The following is a 22,355-nucleotide window of genomic DNA, read 5'->3' on the forward strand; positions in this document are numbered from 1 at the left end:
AACGAGGGACAGTCCCGAGAACTCAGGACCGAGGGGCGTAGGCAAATACATCGGCGCGCATCTGGTGCGCATCCATGCCCGCTTCGACCAGCGCGTCCAGAGTCGCGTAGATCATCGCCGGCGAGCCGCTGGCGTAGACATGCACCGCCGACAGGTCGGCGATGTCCTCGCTCACCGCTTCGTGCAGCATGCCGCAGCGCCCTTCCCAGCCACAGAGATCGCTGACCACCTTGTGCAGGAACAGGTTGGGCAGCTTCTTCCATTCGTCCCAGTGTTCGATCTGATAGAAGTCGTCCGGCCGGCGCACGCCCCAGTACAGGTGCACCGGGTATTTGAAGCCCTTGGCCCGGCAATGCTCGATCAGGCTGTGCATCTGCGCCATGCCGGTGCCGGCGGCGATCAGCACCAGCGGCCCGTCCGGCAGCTCGGCCAGGTGGGTATCGCCAAACGGCAGCTCGACGCGCACGTTGCCATTGCGCTGCAGCTGTTCGATCAGGCTTTGCGCACTGCTTTCGCGCACCAGTACGTGCAGTTCCAGCTCGCGCCCGGAGTGCGGCGCCGAGGCCAGGGAGAACGCCGACTTCTCGCCATTCTCCCGTTCGAGCATCAGGTACTGGCCGGCGTGATAACGCGGCGGCTTGCCGGCTGGCGCCCGCAGGCGGACCCGCCAGACATCGCCGCCGACTTCCAGACACTCGGTGACCTGACACGACAGACTGCGCACTGGCAGCTCTCCCAGCGCAAGGACGCCATCCCACAGCACGATGCAGTCTTCCAGCGGCTCTGCAATGCAAGTGTAGAACTCGCCGTGATCGCGCACCTCACCGGTTTGCAGGACCCTGCCCTCCACCAGCAGAGCGCAGCACACATGACAGTTGCCATTGCGGCAGCTTTGCGGGCATTCATAGCCCAGGCGCCGCGCCGCATCGAGAATCCGCTCGCCGGGCAGCGTCTCAAGCACCGCTCCGGAGGGCTGCAAGGTTACACGCATCAATCTATTCCTAACTGATTCCAGATGGCATCGATCCGGCGGGTCACCGCCTCATCCTTGACGATCACCCGGCCCCACTCGCGGGTGGTTTCACCAGGCCATTTATGCGTGGCATCGAGCCCCATCTTCGAACCCAGGCCGGAGACCGGCGAGGCGAAGTCGAGGTAGTCGATCGGCGTGTTATCGATCATCACCGTGTCGCGCTTGGGGTCCATGCGCGTGGTGATGGCCCAGATCACGTCGTTCCAGTCGCGCGCGTTGATATCGTCGTCAGTGACGATAACGAACTTGGTGTACATGAACTGTCGCAAAAACGACCAAACACCCAGCATTACCCGCTTGGCGTGGCCGGGGTACTGCTTCTTCATGGTCACCACCGCCATGCGGTACGAGCAGCCTTCGGGCGGCAGGTAGAAGTCGGTGATTTCCGGGAACTGCTTCTGCAGGATAGGCACGAATACTTCGTTCAGCGCCACGCCGAGAATCGCCGGCTCATCTGGCGGACGACCGGTGTAGGTGCTGTGGTAGATCGGCTTGATCCGGTGGGTGATGCGCTCGACGGTGAACACCGGGAAGCTGTCGACTTCGTTGTAGTAGCCAGTGTGGTCGCCATACGGGCCTTCGTCGGCCATCTCGCCCGGGTGGATCACCCCTTCCAGGATGATTTCCGCGGTGGCCGGCACTTGCAGGTCGTTGCCGCGGCATTTCACCAGCTCGGTGCGGTTGCCCCGCAGCAGGCCGGCGAAAGCGTATTCGGAAAGGCTGTCCGGCACCGGCGTCACGGCGCCGAGAATGGTCGCCGGGTCGGCCCCCAGGGCCACGGATACCGGGAACGGCTGGCCCGGGTGCTTCTCGCACCATTCGCGGTAATCCAGCGCGCCGCCACGGTGGCTCAACCAGCGCATGATCACCTTGTTGCGACCGATCACCTGCTGGCGATAGATACCGAGGTTCTGCCGGTCCTTGTTCGGGCCCTTGGTGACGGTCAGGCCCCAGGTGATCAGCGGGCCGACATCGCCCGGCCAGCAGGTCTGCACCGGCAGCATCGCCAGGTCGACGTCATCGCCTTCGATGACCACTTCCTGGCAGATCGCGTCCTTGACGACTTTCGGCGCCATGGAAATGATCTTGCGAAAGATCGGCAGCTTGGACCAGGCATCCTTCAGCCCCTTGGGCGGCTCGGGCTCCTTGAGGAAGGCCAGCAGCTTGCCGATTTCCCGCAGTTCGCTGACCGCTTCGGCGCCCATGCCCAGCGCCACGCGCTCCGGGGTGCCGAACAGGTTGCCCAGCACCGGAATATCGTAGCCGGTGGGGTTTTCAAACAGCAGGGCCGGACCTTTGGCACGCAAGGTGCGATCGCAGACCTCGGTCATTTCCAGCACTGGGGACACCGGAACCTGGATGCGCTTGAGTTCGCCGCGCTGTTCCAGACCGCTGATAAAGTCGCGCAAGTCGCGATACTGCATGCGTGAGCCTCGTTTTGGCCGTGGCGTTCGGGGCTGGCAGTTTAGCGCCGAACCCGACTGTTCAGAACAGTGAACTGCCGTTCATCAATAATCAGATAGCAAAAAGCCGGGTTTCCCCGGCTTTTTGCGGTCCCGCTCGACTTACTTGCGTTTCATCGACAGGAAGAACTCATCGTTGGTCTTGGTCTGTTTCAGCTTGTCGACCAGGAACTCGATGGCGGCGACTTCATCCATGGGATGCAGCAGCTTGCGCAGGATCCACATGCGCTGCAGCTCGTCGTCGGCGGTCAGCAACTCTTCGCGGCGGGTGCCGGAACGGTTGATGTTGATGGCCGGGAATACACGCTTCTCGGCGATCTTGCGGTCCAGAGGCAGCTCCATGTTGCCGGTGCCCTTGAACTCTTCGTAGATCACTTCGTCCATCTTCGAGCCGGTTTCAACCAGCGCGGTGGCGATGATGGTCAGCGAGCCGCCTTCTTCGATGTTCCGCGCGGCACCGAAGAAACGCTTCGGTTTTTCCAGGGCGTGGGCATCGACACCACCGGTCAGCACCTTGCCGGAGCTCGGGATCACGGTGTTGTAGGCACGGGCCAGACGGGTGATGGAGTCGAGCAGGATCACCACGTCCTTCTTGTGTTCGACCAGGCGCTTGGCCTTCTCGATCACCATTTCGGCAACCTGCACGTGGCGGGTTGGCGGTTCGTCGAAGGTGGAGGCGACCACTTCGCCGCGCACGGTGCGCTGCATCTCGGTCACTTCTTCCGGACGTTCGTCGATCAGCAGCACGATCAGATGAACTTCAGGGTTGTTACGGGTGATGTTCGACGCGATGTTCTGCAGCATGATGGTCTTGCCCGCTTTCGGCGGAGCAACGATCAGACCGCGCTGGCCTTTACCGATCGGGGCGCACAGGTCGATGACACGACCGGTCAGGTCTTCGGTGGAACCGTTGCCGGCTTCCATCTTCATGCGCACGGTCGGGAACAGCGGCGTCAGGTTTTCGAACAGGATCTTGTTCTTCGCGTTCTCGGGACGATCGTAGTTGATCGTGTCGACCTTCAGCAGTGCGAAGTAACGCTCGCCTTCCTTTGGAGGGCGGATCTTGCCAACGATGGTGTCACCGGTGCGCAAGTTGAAACGACGGATCTGGCTCGGGGAGACGTAGATATCGTCTGGGCCGGCCAGATAGGAGGCGTCGGAGGAGCGAAGAAAGCCGAAGCCGTCCTGGAGGATCTCCAGCACGCCATCACCGGAGATTTCCTCGCCGCTTTTAGCGTGCTTTTTCAGCAGGGAGAAAATCACGTCCTGCTTGCGCGAACGGGCCATATTTTCTATGCCCATCTGTTCGGCCAATTCGAGCAGTTCGGTAATCGGCTTTTGCTTGAGTTCAGTCAGATTCATATAGGAATGACGTAATCATTTATGGAGGGGGGAAATTAAGCTTTTGGCTTAATGATGCCGCGCCGCGGAGAAGGCGACAGGATCGCGTACTTATTCGAAAAGGAGAGCGTCGGCGACGGCTTGCAGGGGGCAGAGGAGAAACCAGTGCGGGGCCGAATGTAACACCTGAGTTTCTGAGCGTCTAGCCCTGAATAATGAAAAAGCCCCGCTATTTACGGGGCTTTTTTGATGCCATTTACAACGACGCTTAGATGTTGGCGTCGAGGAAAGCAGCCAGTTGCGACTTGGACAGTGCGCCGACCTTGGTGGCTTCGACGTTGCCGTTCTTGAACAGCATCAGCGTCGGGATACCGCGCACGCCGTGCTTGGCCGGGGTTTCCTGGTTTTCGTCGATGTTCAGCTTGGCAACAGTCAGCTTGCCTTTGTAGGTTTCAGCGATTTCGTCCAGGACCGGAGCAATCATTTTGCATGGGCCGCACCACTCAGCCCAGTAGTCGACCAGTACAGCGCCTTCGGCCTTGAGTACGTCAGCCTCGAAGCTAGCGTCGCTAACGTGTTTGATAAGATCGCTGCTCATGGAAGTCTCCAGGTTGTAAGCAAAAAAACGTGGCCCATCATAGCCGCCCTTCCCGCGTTCAGGAAGCCGGAGTTGATTGACTCTCGCTATGGTGCCCGATGAGTTTGGGTATAGCTCAACTGGAAACTATGCGGGGGTGACGAAGGCGATTCCGGTGCGCAACGCCGCGCCACGCACATGCTCCTGCATGGCCTTCTGTGCCGCCCCGGAGGCATGCCGGGCCAGCCCGCGCAGGATCTTGCGATGCTCCTGCCAGGTCTCCATGGCCCGCTCGGGCCGGATGAACGGTAGTTTCTGGCTCTCCAGGAAGATCTCGGCGCTGGTGCTGAGAATGCTCACCATTGCCTGATTCCCGCTGGCCTGCAGGATCTTCTGGTGAAACTCGAAATCCAGCCGCGCCGCCGCCTCGAAATCCGCCGCCCGCAGCTCGTTGCGCATTGCCTCGACATTATCCTGCAGCGCATCCAGCTCATCGGCGGTCAACGTCACGGCCGCCAGTCCCGCAGCAAAACCTTCTAGGGCGTAACGCAGCTGAAAGATGTCCGTCGGCGAGGCCTGAGCCGCGAACGGCCAGCTCAGCCCCACGCCATTGACCGGCGACTCCGCGGCCTGCACGAAAACGCCCTTGCCGGGCTGCACGCTGATCACGCCCAAGGCGCTCAAGGATGACAGCGCCTCGCGCAACGAGGCCCGGCTGACCCCCAGCTGCACGGCCAGATCGCGCTGCGACGGCAGCGCATCGCCCGGGCCGAAGCCGCGCTCGGTGATCAATTGGCGGATGGCTTGCAGCGCCACCTCGGGTACGGCGCGGGAGATCGAGTTCATAAAATTCAGGCTGGCCGGTCCAGGAAAAAGCTAGTTGTAAAGCTATTTGCCAAGCCCGGCAAGTCGTGCCCCAAGGGGGTTCGGGCGCATTGCCGGACGCTCGATAAGGGGGCAGGCAAGCCACCAACTGTTCAGACCAGTAAGACCGAACAAAACCAACAAAACCCAGCGCTCCAGGGCTTTTTCCGGCGTTTGGCACGGCCTGTGCTGTGTCGCTGCGCAGAAATCACTTCCCGTGAATCCGGAGATTTGCCATGACCAAGCGTTTCAGCGCCCTGCTCTCTGCCCTGTTTGCCAGTCTGATGCTGAGTCAGACGCCCGCCCACGCCAGCGGCCTGGACGATGTCGTCGCCCGTGGCACCCTCAAGGTGGCCGTGCCCCAGGATTTCCCACCCTTTGGCTCGGTCGGTCCGGACATGAAACCCCGCGGCCTGGATATCGACACCGCGAAACTGCTGGCCGACCAGCTCAAGGTCAAGCTTGAACTGACCCCGGTCAACAGCACCAACCGCATTCCGTTCCTGACCACCGGCAAGGTCGACCTGGTGATCTCCAGCCTCGGCAAGAACCCGGAGCGCGAGAAGGTCATCGATTTCTCCCAGGCCTACGCGCCCTTCTATTTGGCGGTTTTCGGCCCACCCGAATCGCCGGTCGCCAGCCTCGACGACCTCAAGGGCAAGACCATCAGCGTCACCCGCGGCGCCATCGAAGACATCGAGCTGACCGCCGTGGCCCCGCAAGGCGCGACCATCAAGCGCTTCGAGGACAACAACTCGACCATCGCCGCCTACCTGGCCGGCCAGGTCGACCTGATCGCCAGCGGCAACGTGGTGATGGTCGCCATCAGCGAGCGCAACCCGAAACGCATCCCGGCGATGAAGGTCAAGCTCAAGGATTCCCCGGTCTATGTCGGCGTGAACAAGAACCAGCCGGAGCTGCTGGACAAGGTCAACCAGATCCTCACCACCGCCAAGGCCGACGGCAGCCTGGAAAAGAACGCCCAGCTGTGGCTCAAGCAGCCGTTGCCGGCTGGCCTCTGATCGCGGTCGCGGAGGTTATCCATGGCTTATCAGTTCGACTTTCTACCGGTGCTGGAAAACACCGGCCTGCTGCTGCGCGGCGCCCTGTTCACCCTTGAGCTGACCGCCATCGGCACATTGCTCGGGGTCGGCCTGGGCATAGTCGGCGCGCTGGTGCGGGCCTGGAAGATCCAGCCCTTCTCGGCCATCTTCGGCGTCTACGTCGAGCTGATCCGCAACACCCCGTTCCTGGTGCAGCTGTTCTTCATCTTCTTCGGCCTGCCGTCCCTGGGGCTGCAGATCTCCGAGTGGCAGGCGGCGGTGCTGGCGATGGTGATCAACCTGGGCGCCTACTCCACGGAAATCATCCGCGCCGGCATCCAGGCCATCCCCCGCGGCCAACTGGAAGCCGCGGCGGCCCTGGCCATGACCCGCATGGAAGCCTTCCGCCACGTGGTGTTGCTGCCGGCGCTGGGCAAGGTGTGGCCGGCCCTGAGCAGCCAGATCATCATCGTCATGCTCGGTTCGGCGGTGTGTTCGCAGATCGCCACCGAGGAGCTGAGCTTCGCCGCCAACTTCATTCAGTCGCGCAACTTCCGCGCCTTTGAAACCTATGCCCTGACCACGCTGATCTACCTGTGCATGGCCCTGCTGATCCGGCAGCTGCTGAACTGGGTCGGGCGCCGCTATATCGCGAGGAGCAGCCAATGAGTGATTTCAGCTTCTGGGACATCGTGCGCAACCTGCTGACCGGCCTGCAATGGACCCTGCTGCTGTCGCTGGTGGCCTTTGTCGGCGGCGGGCTGATCGGTTTGCTGGTCATGACCCTGCGCATTTCCAAGAAGGCTTTCCCCAGCCATTTCGCCCGCCTGTATATCGAGCTGTTCCAGGGCACGCCGCTGTTGATGCAGCTGTTCCTGGTGTTCTTCGGCATCGCCCTGCTGGGGGTGGATATCTCGCCCTGGCTGGCGGCGGCCATCGCCCTGACGCTGTTCACCAGCGCCTACCTGGCGGAGATCTGGCGCGGCTGCGTCGACTCGATCCCCAACGGCCAGTGGGAGGCGTCGTCCAGCCTGGCGCTCAACCCTTATGAACAGCTGCGCCATGTGATCCTGCCGCAGGCGCTGCGGATCGCCGTGGCGCCCACCGTGGGCTTTTCGGTGCAGGTGGTCAAAGGCACCGCGGTGACCTCGATCATCGGCTTCACCGAGCTGACCAAGACCGGCGGCATGCTCGCCAACGCCACCTTCGAGCCCTTCATGGTCTACGGCCTGGTGGCGCTCGGTTACTTCCTGCTGTGCTACCCCCTGTCCCTCAGTGCGCGCTACCTGGAAAGGAGACTGCATGCCTCTGCTTAGAATTTCCGCCCTGCATAAATATTACGGCGACCATCATGTGCTCAAGGGCATCGACCTCAGTATCGAGGAAGGCCAGGTGGTGGCGATCATCGGCCGCAGCGGCTCGGGCAAGAGCACCTTGCTGCGCACCCTCAACGGCCTGGAATCGATCAACGACGGGGTCATCGAAGTCGATGGCGAATACCTCGACGCCGCCCGCGCCGACCTGCGCAGCCTGCGGCAGAAGGTCGGCATGGTGTTCCAGCAGTTCAACCTGTTCCCGCACCTGACCGTCGGCGAGAATGTCATGCTCGCCCCGCAAGTGGTGCAGAAGGTGCCCAAGGCCAGGGCCGCCGAACTGGCGCGGGAGATGCTGAAACGGGTCGGCCTGGAGGAGAAGTTCGACGCCTTCCCCGACCGCCTGTCCGGCGGCCAGCAGCAGCGGGTGGCGATTGCCCGGGCGCTGGCCATGTCGCCCAAGGTGCTGCTGTGCGACGAGATCACCTCGGCCCTGGACCCGGAACTGGTCAACGAAGTCCTGAGCGTGGTGCGTCAGCTGGCCAAGGACGGCATGACCCTGATCATGGTGACCCACGAGATGCGTTTTGCCCGGGAAGTGGGCGACAAACTGGTGTTCATGCACCAGGGCAAGGTGCATGAAGTGGGCGACCCGAAAGTGCTGTTCGCCAACCCGCAGACGCCGGAGCTGGCGAATTTTATCGGGACCAATGAGGCAGTAGGCTGAGACTCCGCGGCGCCTGCCAGATTATTTCGTGAATACGCTCGCTCCTATAAAAGGCCGTATGCCCCTGTAGGAGCGAGCTTGCCCGCGATCTGGCGCAAAGCGTTCGGCGCTTTTGCCTGCGTTGCATCAAGGATCGCGTCTTCGGCCACTGCTGCGCGTTGGCGCGAGCGATTGATCGTGGCAGGATGGCAAGGTTATCGACCGAGACCCCCAAACCATGCCGCAATCCCAAGCCAAGAATCTGTCCCTGATCGCCGCCATCGACCTGGGCTCCAACAGCTTTCACATGGTCGTGGCCAAGGCTCACCATAATGAAATCCGCATTCTCGAGCGGCTCGGTGAAAAAGTGCAGTTGGCCGCCGGGATCGACGAAGACCGTCAACTCAACGAAGAATCCATGCAGCGCGGGCTCGATTGCCTGAAGCGCTTCGCCCAACTGATCAACGGCATGCCCCTGGGCGCGGTGCGCATCGTCGGCACCAACGCCCTGCGCGAAGCCCGCAACCGCGGCGAATTCATCCGCCGCGCCGAAGAGATCCTCGGCCACCCGGTGGAAGTCATCTCCGGCCGTGAAGAGGCCCGCCTCATCTACCTGGGCGTGTCCCATACCCTCGCCGACACCCCGGGCAAGCGCCTGGTCGCCGACATCGGCGGCGGCAGTACCGAATTCATCATCGGCCAGCGCTTCGAACCGCTGCTGCGCGAGAGTCTGCAGATGGGCTGCGTCAGCTTCACCCAGCGTTATTTCCGCGACGGCAAGATCACCCCGGCACGCTACGCCCAGGCCTACACCGCGGCGCGCCTGGAAATCATGAGCATCGAACACGCCCTGCATCGCCTGACCTGGGATGAAGCCATCGGCTCCTCGGGCACCATCCGCGCCATCGGCCTGGCGCTCAAGGCCGGCGGCCAGGGCAGTGGCGAAGTCAACGCCGAAGGCCTGGCCTGGCTCAAGCGCCGGCTGTTCAAGCTGGGCGACGTGGAGAAAATCGACTTCGAAGGCATCAAGCCGGATCGCCGGGCGATCTTCCCCGCCGGCCTGGCGATTCTCGAAGCCATCTTCGACGCCCTCGAACTGCAGCGCATGGACCACTGCGAAGGCGCCCTGCGCGAAGGCGTGCTCTACGACCTGCTGGGCCGCCATCACCACGAAGACGTGCGTGAACGCACCCTTGGCTCGCTGATGGAGCGTTATCACGTCGACCTGGAACAGGCCGCCCGGGTCGAGCGCAAGGCGCTCCACGCCTTCGACCAGGTGGCCGAGGACTGGGACCTGGAGGACGGTGTCTGGCGCGAACTGCTGGGCTGGGCCGCCAAGGTCCATGAAGTGGGGCTGGATATCGCCCACTACCAGTACCACAAGCACGGCGCCTACCTGATCGAGCACTCCGACCTCGCCGGTTTCTCCCGCGAAGACCAGCAAATGCTCGCGCTGCTGGTACGCGGCCACCGCCGCAACATTCCCAAGGACAAGTTCGCCGAATTCGGCGAGGAAGGCAGCAAGCTGATTCGCCTGTGCGTGCTGCTTCGTTTCGCCATCCTGTTCCATCACATCCGCGGCACCCAGGAAATGCCCCAGGTGAAGCTGCACGCCGCCGGCGACAGCCTGGAGGTGATGTTCCCGGCAAACTGGCTGGACGAGAACCAGCTGACCCAGGCCGACTTCGCCCTGGAAGCGGAGTGGCTGACCCGGGTCGGCATCATCCTCAACGTGCGCTGATCCCTGCGTAGGAGCCAGCCGGCAAGCCGGCCCCTACCATCCTCGCCAGCCGCGACACCAAATAAAAAGGCCAGCCCGATACTCGGGCTGGCCTTTTTTGTTGGCGGCACCTGAGGTGCTTAGCGCACCGCCAGCACCGGATTGCTCAGGCGCTCCAGCAATGTGGCCTGGGCGCTGCGCGGGTTCTGGTTGCCGGTCGGCGTGTTGCGGATGTAGCGACCGTCCGACTGCAGGCTCCAGCTGTGGGTGTTATCGGTGAGATAACTTTCCAGCTCCTTCTTGACCCGCAGAATCAGCTTCTTACCCTCGACCGGGAAGCAGGTCTCGACGCGCTTGTCGAGGTTGCGCTCCATCCAGTCGGCGCTGGACAGGAACATCTGCTCCTCGCCGCCATTGAGGAAGTAGAACACCCGGGTGTGCTCCAGGAAGCGGCCGATGATCGAACGCACATGGATGTTGTGCGACACGCCGGCGATCCCCGGACGCAGGCAGCACATGCCCCGCACCACCAGGTCGATACGCACGCCCGACTGGCTGGCCTTGTACAGCGCGCGGATGATCTTCGGATCGGTCAGCGAGTTGAACTTGGCGATGATGTGCGCCGGCTTGCCGTCCAGGGCGAACTGGGTCTCCCGGGCGATCATGTCGAGCATGCCCTTCTTCAGGGTGAAGGGCGCGTGCAGCAGCTTCTTCATGCGCAGGGTCTTGCCCATGCCGATCAACTGGCTGAAGAGCTTGCCGACGTCTTCGCACAAGGCGTCGTCGGACGTCAGCAGGCTGTAGTCGGTGTACAGGCGGGCGTTGCCGGCGTGGTAGTTGCCGGTGCCCAGGTGGGCGTAGCGCACGATCTCGCCGGCTTCGCGACGCAGGATCAGCATCATCTTGGCGTGGGTCTTGAAACCGACCACGCCGTAGATCACCACCGCGCCGGCCGCTTGCAGGCGGCTGGCCAGTTGCAGGTTGGACTCTTCGTCGAAGCGCGCGCGCAGCTCGATCACCGCAGTGACTTCCTTGCCGTTACGTGCCGCATCCACCAGCGCATCAACGATTTCCGAGTTCGCGCCACTGCGGTACAGGGTCTGGCGCACCGCCAGCACGTGCGGATCCTTGGCCGCCTGACGCAGCAGGTCGACCACCGGAGTGAAGGACTCGAACGGGTGCAGCAGCAGGATGTCCTGCTTGCTGATCACGCTGAAGATGTTCTCGCTGTTCTGCAGCAGTTTGGGAATCTGCGGGGTGAACGGCGTGTATTGCAGCTCCGGATGGCTGTCCAGGCCAGTGATGCTGAACAGGCGCGTCAGGTTCACCGGACCGTTGACCTGGTACAGCTCGGTCTCGCTCAGGTTGAACTGCTTGAGCAGGTAGTCGGACAGGTGTTTCGGGCAAGTGTCGGCCACTTCCAGACGCACCGCGTCGCCGTAACGACGGGAGAACAGCTCGCCGCGCAGGGCGCGGGCCAGGTCTTCGACGTCCTCGGTGTCCACCGCCAGGTCGGCGTTCCGGGTCAGGCGGAACTGATAGCAGCCCTTTACCTTCATGCCCTGGAACAGGTCGTCGGCGTGGGCGTGGATCATCGACGAGAGGAATACATAGTTGTCGCCAGGGCCGCCGACTTCTTCCGGCACCTTGATGATCCGCGGCAACAGGCGCGGCGCCGGGATGATCGCCAGGCCGGAATCGCGACCGAAGGCGTCGATCCCTTCGAGTTCGACGATGAAGTTCAGGCTCTTGTTCACCAGCAGCGGGAACGGGTGTGTCGGATCGAGGCCGATCGGGGTGATGATCGGCGCGATCTCGTCGCGAAAGTAACGACGAACCCAGGTCTTGAGCTTGGCGGTCCAGTAACGGCGACGGATGAAGCGGACCTGATGCTTCTCCAGCTCCGGCAACAGGATGTCGTTGAGGATCGCGTACTGGCGGTCGACATGACCGTGCACCAGGTCGCTGATGCGCGCCAGGGCCTGGTGCGGCTGCAGGCCATCGGCACCGGCCTGCTCACGGGCGAAGGTGATCTGCTTCTTCAGGCCGGCGACGCGGATCTCGAAGAACTCGTCCAGGTTGCTGGAGAAGATCAGCAGGAACTTCAGGCGCTCCAGCAACGGGTAGGACTCATCCAGCGCCTGCTCCAGCACGCGGATGTTGAACTGCAGTTGCGACAGCTCGCGATGGATATACAGGCTGCTGTCATCCAGGCTCGGGATGACCAGGGTCGGCATCGCCACATGCGGTGCGTCCGCTTGCACCGGCGGGGCTTCCAGCTCCGGTGGTGTTTCAACGACCTGCTCGACCACGGGTTGAGCTTCTTTTACGGCAACTTCAGTGAGTCCTTCGGTATTCATCGCGTGTTCCTGGGAGGGCTATTTTTGCTCTCGTAACAATTGAGCAGCACGAACGGCAAAGTAAGTCAGGATGCCATCGGCACCCGCGCGTTTAAAGGCGGTCAAGGATTCGAGAATAACCCCTTCGCTCAACCAGCCATTCTGGATCGCCGCCATGTGCATGGCGTATTCGCCGCTGACCTGATAGACAAAGGTCGGCACCTTGAATTCATCTTTGACCCGCAAAAGGATGTCCAGGTACGGCATGCCCGGCTTGACCATGACCATGTCCGCGCCTTCGGCGAGGTCGGCGGCCACTTCATGCAGGGCTTCGTGGCTGTTGGCCGGGTCCATCTGGTAGGAGGCCTTGTTGGCCTTGCCCAGGTTCAGCGCCGAGCCGACCGCATCGCGGAACGGGCCGTAATAGGCGCTGGCGTACTTGGCCGAATAGGCCATGATCCGCACGTTGACGTGCCCGGCCAGCTCCAGGGCTTCGCGGATCGCCTGGATGCGGCCGTCCATCATGTCCGAAGGCGCGACCACCTGGGCGCCGGCTTCGGCATGGGACAGGGCTTGCTTGACCAGCGCATCGACGGTGATGTCGTTCTGCACATAGCCTTCTTCGTCGAGGATGCCGTCCTGGCCGTGGGTGGTGAACGGGTCGAGCGCGACGTCGGTGATCACCCCCAGCTCTGGGAAACGCTCACGCAGCGCGCGGGTAGCGCGCTGGGCAATGCCGTTCGGGTTCCAGGCTTCGGCGGCGTCCAGCGACTTGAGCTGCGACGGGGTCACCGGGAACAACGCCAGCGCGGGAATCCCCAGCTCGACCCACTTCGCCGCTTCCTCCAGCAGCAGGTCGATGGTCAGGCGCTCGACGCCCGGCATCGACGCCACCGCTTCCCGGCGATTCTCACCGTCGAGCACGAATACCGGCAGGATCAGGTCATCGGTGGTCAGGACGTTTTCACGAACCAGACGACGAGAAAAATCATCACGGCGATTGCGGCGCAGGCGAGTGGCAGGAAACAAACGGTTGGCTGGGGTAAAGCTCACGACAGACTCCTGAGCCCGCACAGGCGGGCGAGCGTGACAGTTATAAGCGGCCATTATGACGAACGGATGACAGTTGTGCTTAACCCTGTGACCGGTAGTCGCAGCTATTGTCCAGCCAGCATTTGTTCACGTCGAGACACATTTGGATACTTTCCTCCATGGGCTCGAAGGGTTAGGCTGCGCGTTCATTTCGCCAGCACCCAGACAATGCTCCAACAATTTCTGCATGACTTCGGCTACTTTGCCCTCTTTCTCGGCACGTTCTTCGAAGGCGAAACCATTCTGGTACTCGCAGGCTTCCTGGCGTTCCGTGGATACATGGACATCAACCTGGTGGTGGTCGTGGCCTTCTTCGGCAGCTATGCCGGCGATCAGCTGTGGTACTTCCTGGGACGCAAGCACGGGCGCAAGCTCTTGGCGCGCAAGCCGCGCTGGCAATTGATGGGCGATCGGGCGCTGGAGCATATCCGCAAGCATCCGGACATCTGGGTGCTGAGCTTCCGCTTCGTCTACGGCCTGCGTACCGTGATGCCGGTGGCCATCGGCTTGTCGGGGTACCCACCGGGACGTTATCTGTTGCTCAACGGCATTGGCGCCGCGATCTGGGCCGCCGCCCTGGCCGCCGCGGCCTACCACTTCGGCGCCGTGCTCGAAGGCATGCTGGGCAGCATCAAGAAATACGAACTGTGGGTGCTCGGCGCCTTGCTGGTCCTGGGCTTTGTCCTGTGGCTGCGCCGCCGCTTCAAGAATGCGCGGCTGGCCAAGGCGGTCTACGAAGCCGAACAGGTCAAGCAGAACGAACAGAGCGATTGCTGCAAGTCTAAGACGCCAGTCGAGTAAGGCGGCCCCGGCAGCAGTAAAGCGCGATGCCACTGAGCAGGCTGTAACTGATCAGGCCGACCCAGCCCAAGGCGCTGGCCGGCCACAGCCCGACCAGGGGCGCCAGCCACACCAGCGGCAGGTTCGACGCCAGCCGTAGCAACTCCATCTTCAGCGCCCACGGGCGATTCTCCAGCGCCACCCCCAGCACGAACAGACCGAAGGCCATGGCGCTCCAGCCCAGCACCAGGGCCGCGACCGGCAGGCTGTCGCCCAGGTTCATCAGGTAGCTGCCAAAGGCCGCGTACGCCGCGAACTGCAACACCACATACCCCTGCTGCCAGGCATCCAGCGGCACCTCGAACTTGCGGAACTGGCTCAGGTCCGGCTTGCGCAGCGGGTACTTGGCCGCCACATCCGCCGGGCGCCAGCCGGTGCGCATGAACCAGATCCGCAGCTTGTCCCACAAGCGCTCGGTACGCCGCGCATCGTCCAGCAACTGGGCATAGAACTGCAGGTTGGCCCACACCGGGTTCCAACTGGCCAGGGGCGTGGTGACGCCGAAGACCACCGGCTCGTTGTCGTCCTCCTCCTGAAAGGTGCCGAACAGCCGGTCCCAAATAATGAACACGCCGCCGTAGTTGCGATCCATGTAGAGAGCGTTCTGCGCATGGTGGGCCCGATGATTGGACGGCGAGACGAAAAACCATTCGAACCAGCCCAGCTTGGGAATATGCCGGGTGTGCACCCAGAACTGATACAGCAGGTTCAGCGCCCCCACGCTGACAAACACCAGCAGCGGCACCCCCAGCACGGCCATCGGCAGGTAGAAAATCCAGCTCAGCAGGAAGCCGGTGCTGGTCTGGCGCAGCGCCGTGGAGAGGTTGTAGTCCTCGCTCTGGTGATGCACCGAATGCGCCGCCCAGAGAATGTTGCGCTCATGGCCCATGCGGTGCAGCCAGTAGTAGCAGAAGTCGTAGAGGACAAAGGCGAACACCCAGACCCAGGCGCTCTCGGCCGACAGGGTAAAGAGCCCCAGGTGCTCCAGGGCATAGGCGTAGGTCACCAGGCCAACGCCCTTGGTCAGCAGCCCGGTGGTGGTCGACAGGGCCCCGGTACTGAGGCTGTTGATGGCGTCCGCGACCCGATAGTTATTCACCCCCCGCCAGCGGTCGACCAGCAGTTCGAGGGTTATCAGCACAAAGAAGAACGGCACCGCATAAAGAATGAAATTCATGACACGACCTGATCGGAATCCTGATCGAAGATTAGGTCGAGCGGCGGGATAACCCTATGGCAACGGGCGACAAATTAGTGGACATTTAACGCCATGAATCTGGAGAAAAAACCATGAGCAAAAAAGTTGCAGTGATCCTTTCCGGCTGTGGCGTCTACGACGGTGCCGAGATCCATGAAAGCGTCATCACCCTGCTGCGTCTGGACCAGCGTGGCGCCCAGGTACAGTGCTTCGCCCCGAACATCGCCCAGTTGCATGTGATCAACCACCTGACCGGCGCAGAGATGCCCGAGTCGCGCAATGTCCTGGTGGAGTCGGCGCGCATCGCCCGTGGCCAGGTGAAAGACATCCGCGACGCCGACGCCGAAGACTTCGACGCGCTGATCGTGCCGGGCGGCTTTGGCGCGGCGAAAAACCTCTCCAACTTCGCCGTGGAAGGGGCCGGCTGCACGGTCCAGCCGGATGTCCTGGCACTGACCGAAGCCTTCGCCGAAGCCGGCAAGCCGGTGGGCCTGATCTGCATCTCGCCGGCATTGGCGGCGAAGATCTACGGCCCGGGCGTCACCTGCACCATCGGCAACGATGCCGACACCGCGGCCGCCGTGAGCAAGATGGGCGCGACCCACGCAGAATGCGCCGTCGGCGACATCATCGAGGACAAGGCGCGCAAGCTAGTCAGCACCCCGGCCTACATGCTCGCGCAGTCCATCAGCGAAGCAGCGGCCGGAATCAATAAGCTGGTGGATCGGGTGCTGGAACTGACCCACGAAAACGACGAATAACCCCAGCACCGTGGCGAGCCGGCAAGCGCCCTCGCCTTACGGCCCCCGTCAGGCCTGACGCGCCAGCCGCGTCAGGATGCGGTCCAGGGCGTTGGCGAAGGCCTGCTTCTCGCGATCCCCATAAGCGCCCGGCCCGCCACCGACCTGCCCCTGCTCGCGCAGATCGGTAAACAGGTTACGCACCGCCAGCCGCTCACCCATGTTCTGCGCATCGAACTCCTTGCCCCGTGGGTCGAGGGCGGCAACGCCCTTCTTCACCAGCCGATCGGCCAGGGGCACGTCGCTGCAGATCACCAGTTCGCCCGGCACCGCGTGTTCCACCAGATAATCATCGGCCGCATCCGGGCCGCTGGGCACCACGATCAGCTTGACGCAGGCAAAGGCCGGCTTGATCTGCGGCTGCCCCGCCACCAGCAACAGCTCGAACTGGCGCTTGAGGGCAAACCTCACCACCTGATCCTTCGCCGCCTTGGGGCAGGCGTCGGCATCGATCCACACACGCATTGCGTTATTCCTCTGAAAGCATCGCGGGCAAGCCTCGCTCCTACAGATCTCGATGAACTGTGGGAGCGCGGCTTGCCCGCGATAATGCGCGAAGTGGATGCCTCAGGAAACCTGGGTCCGCCGTTTCTCGGTGATGCGGCTGCGACTGTAGAGCACGATGATCGCCACGATCGCCACCGCCTGTGCCGTCAGCGAGTAGGCATCGGCGTGAATCCCCAGCCAGTCGAAGTCGAAGAACGCCACTGGCCGCGTACCGAAGACTCCGGCCTCCTGCAGCGCCTTGACGCCATGCCCGGCAAACACCACCGACAAGGCGCACAGCAATGCCGCGTTGATGCCGAAGAACAGGGCCAGCGGCAGCTTGGCCGAACCGCGCAGGATCACCCAGGCCAGGCCGAACAACAGCACCAGCGCCGTGGCGCCGCCAGCCAGCACTGCGTTGTGGCCCGCCGGGCCGGCCTGCAGCCACAGGGTTTCGTAGAACAGGATCACCTCGAACAGCTCGCGATAGACCGAAAAGAACGCCAGCACCGCAAAGCCGAAACGGCCGCCACCGCCCACCAGGCTGCTCTTGATGTAGTCCTGCCAGGCCGCCGCGTGCCGGCGATCGTGCATCCACACGCCGAGCCACAGCACCATGACACTGGCGAACAGGGCCGTGGCGCCTTCCAGCAACTCGCGCTGGGAGCCGCTGACGTCGATCACATACGCCGCCAGTGCCCAGGTACCCAGGCCGGCCAGCAAGGCCAGGCCCCAACCGACGTTGACGCTGCGCACCGCCGATTGCTGGCCGGTATTGCGCAGGAAGGCCAGGATCGCCGCCAGCACCAGGATCGCTTCCAGGCCCTCGCGCAGCAGGATCAGCAAGCCGGAGATGTAGCTCAGGGACCAACTCAAGCCATCGCTGCCCAACAGGCCCGCCGACTCCTTCAGCTTGGCCTTGGCGGCATCCAGACGCTGCTCGGCCTGCTCTGCCGGCAAACCGTCCTGCAGTGCCTGACGGTAGGCCATCAGGGCTTTCTCGGTGTCCTTGCGCACGTTGGCGTCGACGTTGTCGAGGGAGCTTTCCACCAGCTCGAAGCCCTCCAGGTAAGCCGCCACCGACAGGTCGTAGGCCTGTTCGTGGTCACCGGCGCGGTAGGCGGCCAGGCTCTTGTCCAGGGTCGAGGCGGTGTAGTCGAGCAGTTGCGCCGGGCCGCGCTTGACCTGTGGCGGCAGGGCGCGCTGGGCACGGAAGGTGGCCGCGGCCTGCGGGCCTTCGGCGGCCTGCACTTCGCTTGGGGTCTGGCGGGCCAGGTCGGCGAGGTTGTAGCTCTTGTCGCCCTTCGCCGCGGCCGGGTCGGCAGTGAAACCGGCGATATAGGTCGCCAGGTCCCAGCGCTGGCGGTCGTCCAGTTGATCGGCGAACGACGGCATGTCGGTGCCTTCGACACCCAGGCCGAGGGTGTTGTAGATCGCGTAGAGGCTCAGGTGATCCGTGCGCGCCGCATCCCGCAGGTTGGCCGGTGGCGGCGTCAGGCCGACGCCGGCCGGGCCATCGCCGGCGCCGGTGTCGCCATGACATACCGAACAGTGCTGGGCATACAAAGGCACGCCACGGCTCGGGTCCGGGGTGATGATCGGGGCCTGGCTGACCTCATAGGCCACCGCCAGCTTGGCGCCCAGCTGCCGCGCCTGACGGGCGACAAGGGCACCATCCGCCTTGGCCTTGACTGCCTCGTTCAGGCTGGCGATGCCCTGCTCCAGCTCGGCCTTCTCCGGCTTGGCCGGCAAATCGGCGACCAGCCCCTGCAACACGCCGAGGAACTCGACCTGCTCACGGTACTCGGAGTCGTCAATGACCTTGCCCGCCTCGACCGTCGGTGGGTAGTCCGCGCCAATGTAGTCGAGCAGGTGCAGCGCCTTGGGCGCGCCTTCTACGGTGTCCGCCAGCAGGTTGGCGCTGCACAGGGCCAATACCGGCAGCACGAGCCACGCCAGGAAACGGGAGGGGGCAGTCATGAACGAATCTCAAATGGAAATACGAAGTAACACATTGTTCACTTCCAATGAGTTTCACTCAAGCTCTGTCATGCAGACACCCAGGCGCCGTGGTTCCTGATGCCGGGCCAAAGCCTTGAATCACCTGGGGTCCGGGGTTTCCTGAACAAAGATGAAATAAATCCGGGCGCGGCCGGGACCCGCTCATGCTCACGCCCCCCCCCGAGACACAGGCATGAAAAAGGCGCCCTCGAGGGGCGCCTTTTTGTGTGGCCAGCCTCTTAGACCGGCGCTTTACGAATGGTCGCCAGCAACCCGGCGGCGCCGAGAAACAGACCGGCGAAGGTGCGGTTCATCCGGCATTGCTGGGCGGGCGTGCGCAGCAGGCGCAGGACCTTGGAAGCCAGGCCGGTGTAGCCGGCCATGACAATCAGGTCGACGGTAATCATGGTCGCGCCGAGGATCAGGTATTGCTTCACCAGCGGCGCGTGGGGATCGATGAACTGCGGCAAGACCGCCAGCATGAACACCAGCGCCTTGGGGTTGCTGATGTTGACCAGGAAACCGCGGAACACCAGCGCCAGGGGTTTACCGATCGGCCGGATCGCGGCGTCGTCGCTCAGGTCGCTGGGCAGCGCGCGCCACTGCTTGACCGCGAGGTAGACCAGGTAAGCCACGCCGAACCATTTGATCGCGTAAAAGGCGGTCGAGGATGCCGCGAGAATAGCCCCCACGCCGGCCGCGACAATCGCGATCTGCATGGCCAGGCCCAGCTGCAGGCCCAGGGCGTTCCAGTAACCGCGCCAGAAACCGTATTGCAGACCGCAGGACATCGATGCAATCGCGCCGGCCCCCGGAGAAAGGCTGATCACCCAGCAAGCGGCAAAAAACGCCAGCCATGTCTCAAGAACCATCGCACACCTCAGCTCGAATTCGTCGTAGACGCCTAAGCTAATGCGCCAGCGGGCGGATGACCATAGATTTTTGTCGGACAGAAGCGCCCGCAGGAGCGAAACGAGCGAGGGCTGGACGCACGGCCAACCCCCAAGGACCAGAAAGGTCTACTTCTCGCTGGAGAATGGCAGCGTATCGGAACCACGCCAACGGCGTACGGAGCGCTGGAAGAACAGGCTGTTGGGCACTTGCACCATAACACCGCCAGTGCCGGCTTCCTCGGCCTCGATCAGCGAGGTGTACAGCAGGTTGATTGCCACCACCCGCCCCTTGATACCCGGCTTGTCGAGGGTGTCCACCAACTCGACCACATCGCCGATGCGGAACGGGCCCACGGTAAAGATCAGGATGGCGCAGAGCAGGTTGGACAGCACGCTCCACATGGCGAAGAAGGCCACCGCCGCCACCGCGACAAAACCGGACAGGGCGGTCCAGAGTACCGTCGCCGACACCCCGAGCCGCTCCAGCACGAAAATCAGCGCGCTGCCCATGATCAGCCAGCGCAAGCCGCCGCGCAGCGGCATCAGCAGCTGCGGCGGGAACGGGTAACGCTCACCCAGGCGTGTCAGGCAGCGCGCGACAAAACGCTGGGTGATGTAGCCAGCCAGGAGGATCAGCAGGATTTGTACTGTGACCCACAGCGGCTCGATCCACATGGTCGGCAAAGGCAGCTTGAACGCTTCCATCAGGACAAGGCTTCCAGTTCCGCCTGCATGCTTTCCAGCAGTTCCAGGGCTTCCATCCAGGCCTCTTCCAGCTCGCCTTCGCGCACCTTCAGCTTGGCCTGCTCAGCCAGCAGATCACGCAACTCGTCCTTGCGGGCCGCTTCGTAGATGCCACTGTCGCCGAGGTTGGCTTCGATTTTCGCCAGCCGCTCGTGGACCTTGCCCAGTTCGGTTTCCAGCTTGTCGGCTTCGCGCTTGTGCGGCGCCAACTGCTGGCGCAGGGCCGCGGCAGCCTGGCGCTGGGCCTTCTTGTCGGTCTTGTCCGGGTTGACCGTGGTTGTGCTGACCGGCGCGTTGCGCTGGCGGTAGTCCACCAGCCAGCGTGCGTAGTCGTCCAGGTCGCCGTCGAACTCCTCGACCTTGCCGTCGGCCACCAGGAAGAAGTTGTCGGTGGTGCTTTTCAGCAGGTGACGGTCGTGGGAGACCACCAGTACCGCGCCGCTGAACTCTTGCAGGGCCATGGTCAGGGCCAGGCGCATCTCCAGGTCCAGGTGGTTGGTCGGTTCGTCGAGCAGCAGCAGGTTCGGGCGGTCCCAGGCGATCAGGGCCAGGGCCAGGCGCGCCTTTTCGCCACCGGAGAAGTTCAGCACCGGCTCGTCGATACGCGCGCCGCGGAAGTCGAAGCCGCCGAGAAAATCGCGCAAAGTCTGCTCGCGCTCGGTCGGCGCCAGGCGCTGCAAATGCAGCAACGGGCTGGCCTTGGCATCGAGTGAGTCCAGCTGGTGCTGGGCAAAGTAGCCGACCACGGTGTTCTCGCCGCGGGTCAGGCGGCCGCTCAGCGGCGACAGTTCGCCGGAGAGGTTCTTGATCAGGGTCGACTTGCCGGCGCCGTTGGGGCCGAGCAGACCGATGCGCGCACCCGGGGTCAGTTGCAGCTTGACCTTCTCCAGCACGGTCTTCTCGCCGTAACCCAGGCGGGCATCGGACAGGTCGAGGAGCGGGCTGGAGATCTTTTCCGACTCGCGGAAAACGAAGTCGAACGGCGAGTCGACATGGGCGGCGGACAACTCTTCCATCCGCTCCAGGGCCTTGATCCGGCTCTGGGCCTGGCGGGCCTTGGTGGCCTGGGCCTTGAAGCGCGCAATGTACTTTTCCATGTGCGCGCGTTGCGCCTGCTGCTTCTCGTAGGCTTGCTGCTGTTGCGCCAGGCGTTCGGCACGGGCGCGCTCGAAGGCGCTGTAGCCACCGCGATAGAGGGTGATCTTGCGCTGATCGACGTGAGCCACATGGTCGACCACGGCATCGAGGAAATCGCGGTCATGGGAAATCAGCAGCAAGGTGCCGGGGTAGCCCTTGAGCCAGTCTTCCAGCCAGAGGATCGCATCGAGGTCCAAGTGGTTGGTCGGTTCGTCGAGCAACAGCAGGTCCGACGGGCACATCAGTGCCTGCGCCAGGTTCAGGCGCATCCGCCAGCCACCGGAGAAGTCGCCGACCTGACGGTCCATCTGCTCGTTGCTAAAGCCCAGGCCAGCCAGCAGCTTGCGCGCCCGGGCGTCGGCGGTATAACCGTCGGCGCTGTCCAGCTCGGCATGCAAACGCGCCAGGGCCGCACCGTCATGGGCCGCTTCGGCGGTGGCCAGCTCACGCTGCACCTGACGCAGGCGCAGGTCGCCATCGAGCACGTAGTCGACCGCCAGCCGCTCGAGGGTGTCGACCTCCTGGCGCATATGGGCAATACGCCAGTCGGCGGGCAGGAAGCAGTCACCCGAATCCGGGTGCAACTCGCCACGCAGCAAGGCGAACAGGCTGGATTTGCCGGCGCCGTTGGCACCGATCAGGCCGGCTTTCTGGCCGGCGTGCAGGGTCAGCTCGGCGTCTTCTAGCAGACGTTGCGGACCACGCTGTAAAGTCAGGTTCTGAAGTCGAATCATAATGGCGGCGGAGTCTACCAGCTTCGTTCGC

At 63.2% G+C, this 22,355-nt stretch carries 20 protein-coding genes; 7 read left to right on the forward strand and 13 right to left on the reverse strand.

What is annotated here, in order from left to right:
- Positions 1–22: 22 nt before the first annotated feature.
- From C4K38_RS30720 to C4K38_RS30740, 5 genes are all read right to left on the reverse strand, one after another.
- Positions 23–991, reverse strand: coding sequence for a CDP-6-deoxy-delta-3,4-glucoseen reductase (locus C4K38_RS30720; RefSeq protein ID WP_053281363.1), 969 nt, complete (start codon positions 989–991; stop codon positions 23–25).
- Entirely contained in the window at positions 991–2,457 is a 1,467-nt protein-coding gene (gene ubiD / locus C4K38_RS30725; RefSeq protein WP_053263060.1) for a 4-hydroxy-3-polyprenylbenzoate decarboxylase, read from the reverse strand. Before ubiD ends, C4K38_RS30720 begins: the two co-directional genes overlap by 1 nt.
- A gap of 141 nt (positions 2,458–2,598) precedes the next feature.
- Positions 2,599–3,858 carry a transcription termination factor Rho gene (gene rho, locus C4K38_RS30730; protein WP_007926725.1) on the reverse strand — a complete coding sequence of 420 codons (1,260 nt, stop codon included), beginning with the start codon at positions 3,856–3,858 and terminating at the stop codon, positions 2,599–2,601.
- Positions 3,859–4,105: 247 nt separating this feature from the next.
- The gene (gene trxA, locus C4K38_RS30735; protein ID WP_003206727.1) at positions 4,106–4,435 is read right to left on the reverse strand and encodes a thioredoxin TrxA; all 330 of its coding nucleotides are present in this window, start codon (positions 4,433–4,435) and stop codon (positions 4,106–4,108) included.
- Positions 4,436–4,561: 126 nt separating this feature from the next.
- Complete coding sequence (locus C4K38_RS30740; RefSeq protein WP_025807078.1) at positions 4,562–5,260, reverse strand: FadR/GntR family transcriptional regulator; 699 nt, start codon at positions 5,258–5,260, stop codon at positions 4,562–4,564.
- 254 nt (positions 5,261–5,514) lie between these two features.
- On the opposite strand from C4K38_RS30740, the gene C4K38_RS30745 reads away from it, so the two are divergent.
- From C4K38_RS30745 to ppx, 5 genes are all read left to right on the forward strand, one after another.
- Entirely contained in the window at positions 5,515–6,300 is a 786-nt protein-coding gene (locus C4K38_RS30745; protein WP_053281364.1) for a transporter substrate-binding domain-containing protein, read from the forward strand.
- 21 nt (positions 6,301–6,321) lie between these two features.
- Complete coding sequence (locus C4K38_RS30750; RefSeq protein ID WP_053281365.1) at positions 6,322–6,990, forward strand: amino acid ABC transporter permease; 669 nt, start codon at positions 6,322–6,324, stop codon at positions 6,988–6,990.
- Positions 6,987–7,637 carry an amino acid ABC transporter permease gene (locus C4K38_RS30755; protein WP_053281366.1) on the forward strand — a complete coding sequence of 217 codons (651 nt, stop codon included), beginning with the start codon at positions 6,987–6,989 and terminating at the stop codon, positions 7,635–7,637. The genes C4K38_RS30750 and C4K38_RS30755 overlap by 4 nt, the downstream gene beginning before the upstream one ends.
- Complete coding sequence (locus tag C4K38_RS30760) at positions 7,624–8,361, forward strand: amino acid ABC transporter ATP-binding protein (RefSeq protein ID WP_025807074.1); 738 nt, start codon at positions 7,624–7,626, stop codon at positions 8,359–8,361. Before C4K38_RS30755 ends, C4K38_RS30760 begins: the two co-directional genes overlap by 14 nt.
- A gap of 217 nt (positions 8,362–8,578) precedes the next feature.
- Positions 8,579–10,081, forward strand: coding sequence for an exopolyphosphatase (gene ppx / locus C4K38_RS30765; RefSeq protein ID WP_025807073.1), 1,503 nt, complete (start codon positions 8,579–8,581; stop codon positions 10,079–10,081).
- A gap of 119 nt (positions 10,082–10,200) precedes the next feature.
- Here ppx and ppk1 read toward each other — a convergent pair whose 3' ends face one another.
- Both ppk1 and hemB read right to left on the reverse strand, forming a co-directional pair.
- The gene (ppk1, locus tag C4K38_RS30770) at positions 10,201–12,420 is read right to left on the reverse strand and encodes a polyphosphate kinase 1 (RefSeq protein ID WP_053281367.1); all 2,220 of its coding nucleotides are present in this window, start codon (positions 12,418–12,420) and stop codon (positions 10,201–10,203) included.
- An 18-nt stretch (positions 12,421–12,438) separates the two neighbouring features.
- On the reverse strand, positions 12,439–13,452 hold the full coding sequence (gene hemB, locus C4K38_RS30775; RefSeq protein ID WP_053281368.1) for a porphobilinogen synthase: 1,014 nt from the start codon (positions 13,450–13,452) through the stop codon (positions 12,439–12,441).
- A gap of 207 nt (positions 13,453–13,659) precedes the next feature.
- Here hemB and C4K38_RS30780 point away from each other — a divergent pair, with 207 nt between their 5' ends.
- A complete protein-coding gene (locus tag C4K38_RS30780) occupies positions 13,660–14,292 on the forward strand; it encodes a DedA family protein (protein ID WP_053281369.1) in 633 nt (210 codons plus the stop codon).
- On the opposite strand, the gene C4K38_RS30785 is transcribed toward C4K38_RS30780, so the two are convergent.
- The gene (locus C4K38_RS30785; RefSeq protein ID WP_053281370.1) at positions 14,273–15,508 is read right to left on the reverse strand and encodes a sterol desaturase family protein; all 1,236 of its coding nucleotides are present in this window, start codon (positions 15,506–15,508) and stop codon (positions 14,273–14,275) included. The two genes, C4K38_RS30780 and C4K38_RS30785, sit on opposite strands and share 20 nt — an antisense overlap.
- 113 nt (positions 15,509–15,621) lie before the next feature.
- On the opposite strand from C4K38_RS30785, the gene elbB reads away from it, so the two are divergent.
- Positions 15,622–16,290 (forward strand): isoprenoid biosynthesis glyoxalase ElbB, encoded by a 669-nt coding sequence (gene elbB / locus C4K38_RS30790; RefSeq protein ID WP_053281371.1) that lies wholly within the window; start codon positions 15,622–15,624, stop codon positions 16,288–16,290.
- Between the two features lie 48 nt (positions 16,291–16,338).
- Here elbB and C4K38_RS30795 read toward each other — a convergent pair whose 3' ends face one another.
- The 5 genes from C4K38_RS30795 to C4K38_RS30815 form a co-directional block, all read right to left on the reverse strand.
- On the reverse strand, positions 16,339–16,794 hold the full coding sequence (locus tag C4K38_RS30795; protein WP_053281372.1) for a YaiI/YqxD family protein: 456 nt from the start codon (positions 16,792–16,794) through the stop codon (positions 16,339–16,341).
- Between the two features lie 102 nt (positions 16,795–16,896).
- Complete coding sequence (locus C4K38_RS30800) at positions 16,897–18,795, reverse strand: FTR1 family protein (protein WP_053281373.1); 1,899 nt, start codon at positions 18,793–18,795, stop codon at positions 16,897–16,899.
- A 260-nt stretch (positions 18,796–19,055) separates the two neighbouring features.
- Positions 19,056–19,688: a LysE family transporter gene (locus tag C4K38_RS30805; protein WP_053281374.1), complete on the reverse strand. Its 633-nt coding sequence runs from the start codon at positions 19,686–19,688 to the stop codon at positions 19,056–19,058.
- Between the two features lie 147 nt (positions 19,689–19,835).
- The gene (locus C4K38_RS30810) at positions 19,836–20,414 is read right to left on the reverse strand and encodes a mechanosensitive ion channel family protein (protein ID WP_053281375.1); all 579 of its coding nucleotides are present in this window, start codon (positions 20,412–20,414) and stop codon (positions 19,836–19,838) included.
- Positions 20,414–22,324, reverse strand: a complete 1,911-nt coding sequence (locus tag C4K38_RS30815; RefSeq protein ID WP_053281376.1) for an ATP-binding cassette domain-containing protein — start codon at positions 22,322–22,324, stop codon at positions 20,414–20,416. Before C4K38_RS30815 ends, C4K38_RS30810 begins: the two co-directional genes overlap by 1 nt.
- Positions 22,325–22,355 lie beyond the last annotated feature (31 nt).

It is taken from the genome of Pseudomonas chlororaphis subsp. piscium (assembly GCF_003850345.1).
In the GTDB taxonomy this organism is placed as follows: domain Bacteria; phylum Pseudomonadota; class Gammaproteobacteria; order Pseudomonadales; family Pseudomonadaceae; genus Aquipseudomonas; species Aquipseudomonas piscium.

Bases quoted from the DNA above. Each gene is read 5' to 3' on its own strand.
- trxA (WP_003206727.1), bottom strand. From the start codon at position 4,435: ATGAGCAGCGATCTTATCAAACACGTTAGCGACGCTAGCTTCGAGGCT.
- C4K38_RS30780 (WP_053281369.1), top strand. From the start codon at position 13,660: ATGCTCCAACAATTTCTGCATGACTTCGGCTACTTTGCCCTCTTTCTC.
- C4K38_RS30745 (WP_053281364.1), top strand. From the start codon at position 5,515: ATGACCAAGCGTTTCAGCGCCCTGCTCTCTGCCCTGTTTGCCAGTCTG.
- C4K38_RS30795 (WP_053281372.1), bottom strand. From the start codon at position 16,794: ATGCGTGTGTGGATCGATGCCGACGCCTGCCCCAAGGCGGCGAAGGAT.
- C4K38_RS30740 (WP_025807078.1), bottom strand. From the start codon at position 5,260: ATGAACTCGATCTCCCGCGCCGTACCCGAGGTGGCGCTGCAAGCCATC.
- C4K38_RS30720 (WP_053281363.1), bottom strand. From the start codon at position 991: ATGCGTGTAACCTTGCAGCCCTCCGGAGCGGTGCTTGAGACGCTGCCC.
- C4K38_RS30785 (WP_053281370.1), bottom strand. From the start codon at position 15,508: ATGAATTTCATTCTTTATGCGGTGCCGTTCTTCTTTGTGCTGATAACC.
- ppk1 (WP_053281367.1), bottom strand. From the start codon at position 12,420: ATGAATACCGAAGGACTCACTGAAGTTGCCGTAAAAGAAGCTCAACCC.
- C4K38_RS30755 (WP_053281366.1), top strand. From the start codon at position 6,987: ATGAGTGATTTCAGCTTCTGGGACATCGTGCGCAACCTGCTGACCGGC.
- C4K38_RS30815 (WP_053281376.1), bottom strand. From the start codon at position 22,324: ATGATTCGACTTCAGAACCTGACTTTACAGCGTGGTCCGCAACGTCTG.
- elbB (WP_053281371.1), top strand. From the start codon at position 15,622: ATGAGCAAAAAAGTTGCAGTGATCCTTTCCGGCTGTGGCGTCTACGAC.
- ubiD (WP_053263060.1), bottom strand. From the start codon at position 2,457: ATGCAGTATCGCGACTTGCGCGACTTTATCAGCGGTCTGGAACAGCGC.
- C4K38_RS30805 (WP_053281374.1), bottom strand. From the start codon at position 19,688: ATGGTTCTTGAGACATGGCTGGCGTTTTTTGCCGCTTGCTGGGTGATC.
- rho (WP_007926725.1), bottom strand. From the start codon at position 3,858: ATGAATCTGACTGAACTCAAGCAAAAGCCGATTACCGAACTGCTCGAA.
- C4K38_RS30760 (WP_025807074.1), top strand. From the start codon at position 7,624: ATGCCTCTGCTTAGAATTTCCGCCCTGCATAAATATTACGGCGACCAT.
- C4K38_RS30750 (WP_053281365.1), top strand. From the start codon at position 6,322: ATGGCTTATCAGTTCGACTTTCTACCGGTGCTGGAAAACACCGGCCTG.
- ppx (WP_025807073.1), top strand. From the start codon at position 8,579: ATGCCGCAATCCCAAGCCAAGAATCTGTCCCTGATCGCCGCCATCGAC.
- C4K38_RS30810 (WP_053281375.1), bottom strand. From the start codon at position 20,414: ATGGAAGCGTTCAAGCTGCCTTTGCCGACCATGTGGATCGAGCCGCTG.
- C4K38_RS30800 (WP_053281373.1), bottom strand. From the start codon at position 18,795: ATGACTGCCCCCTCCCGTTTCCTGGCGTGGCTCGTGCTGCCGGTATTG.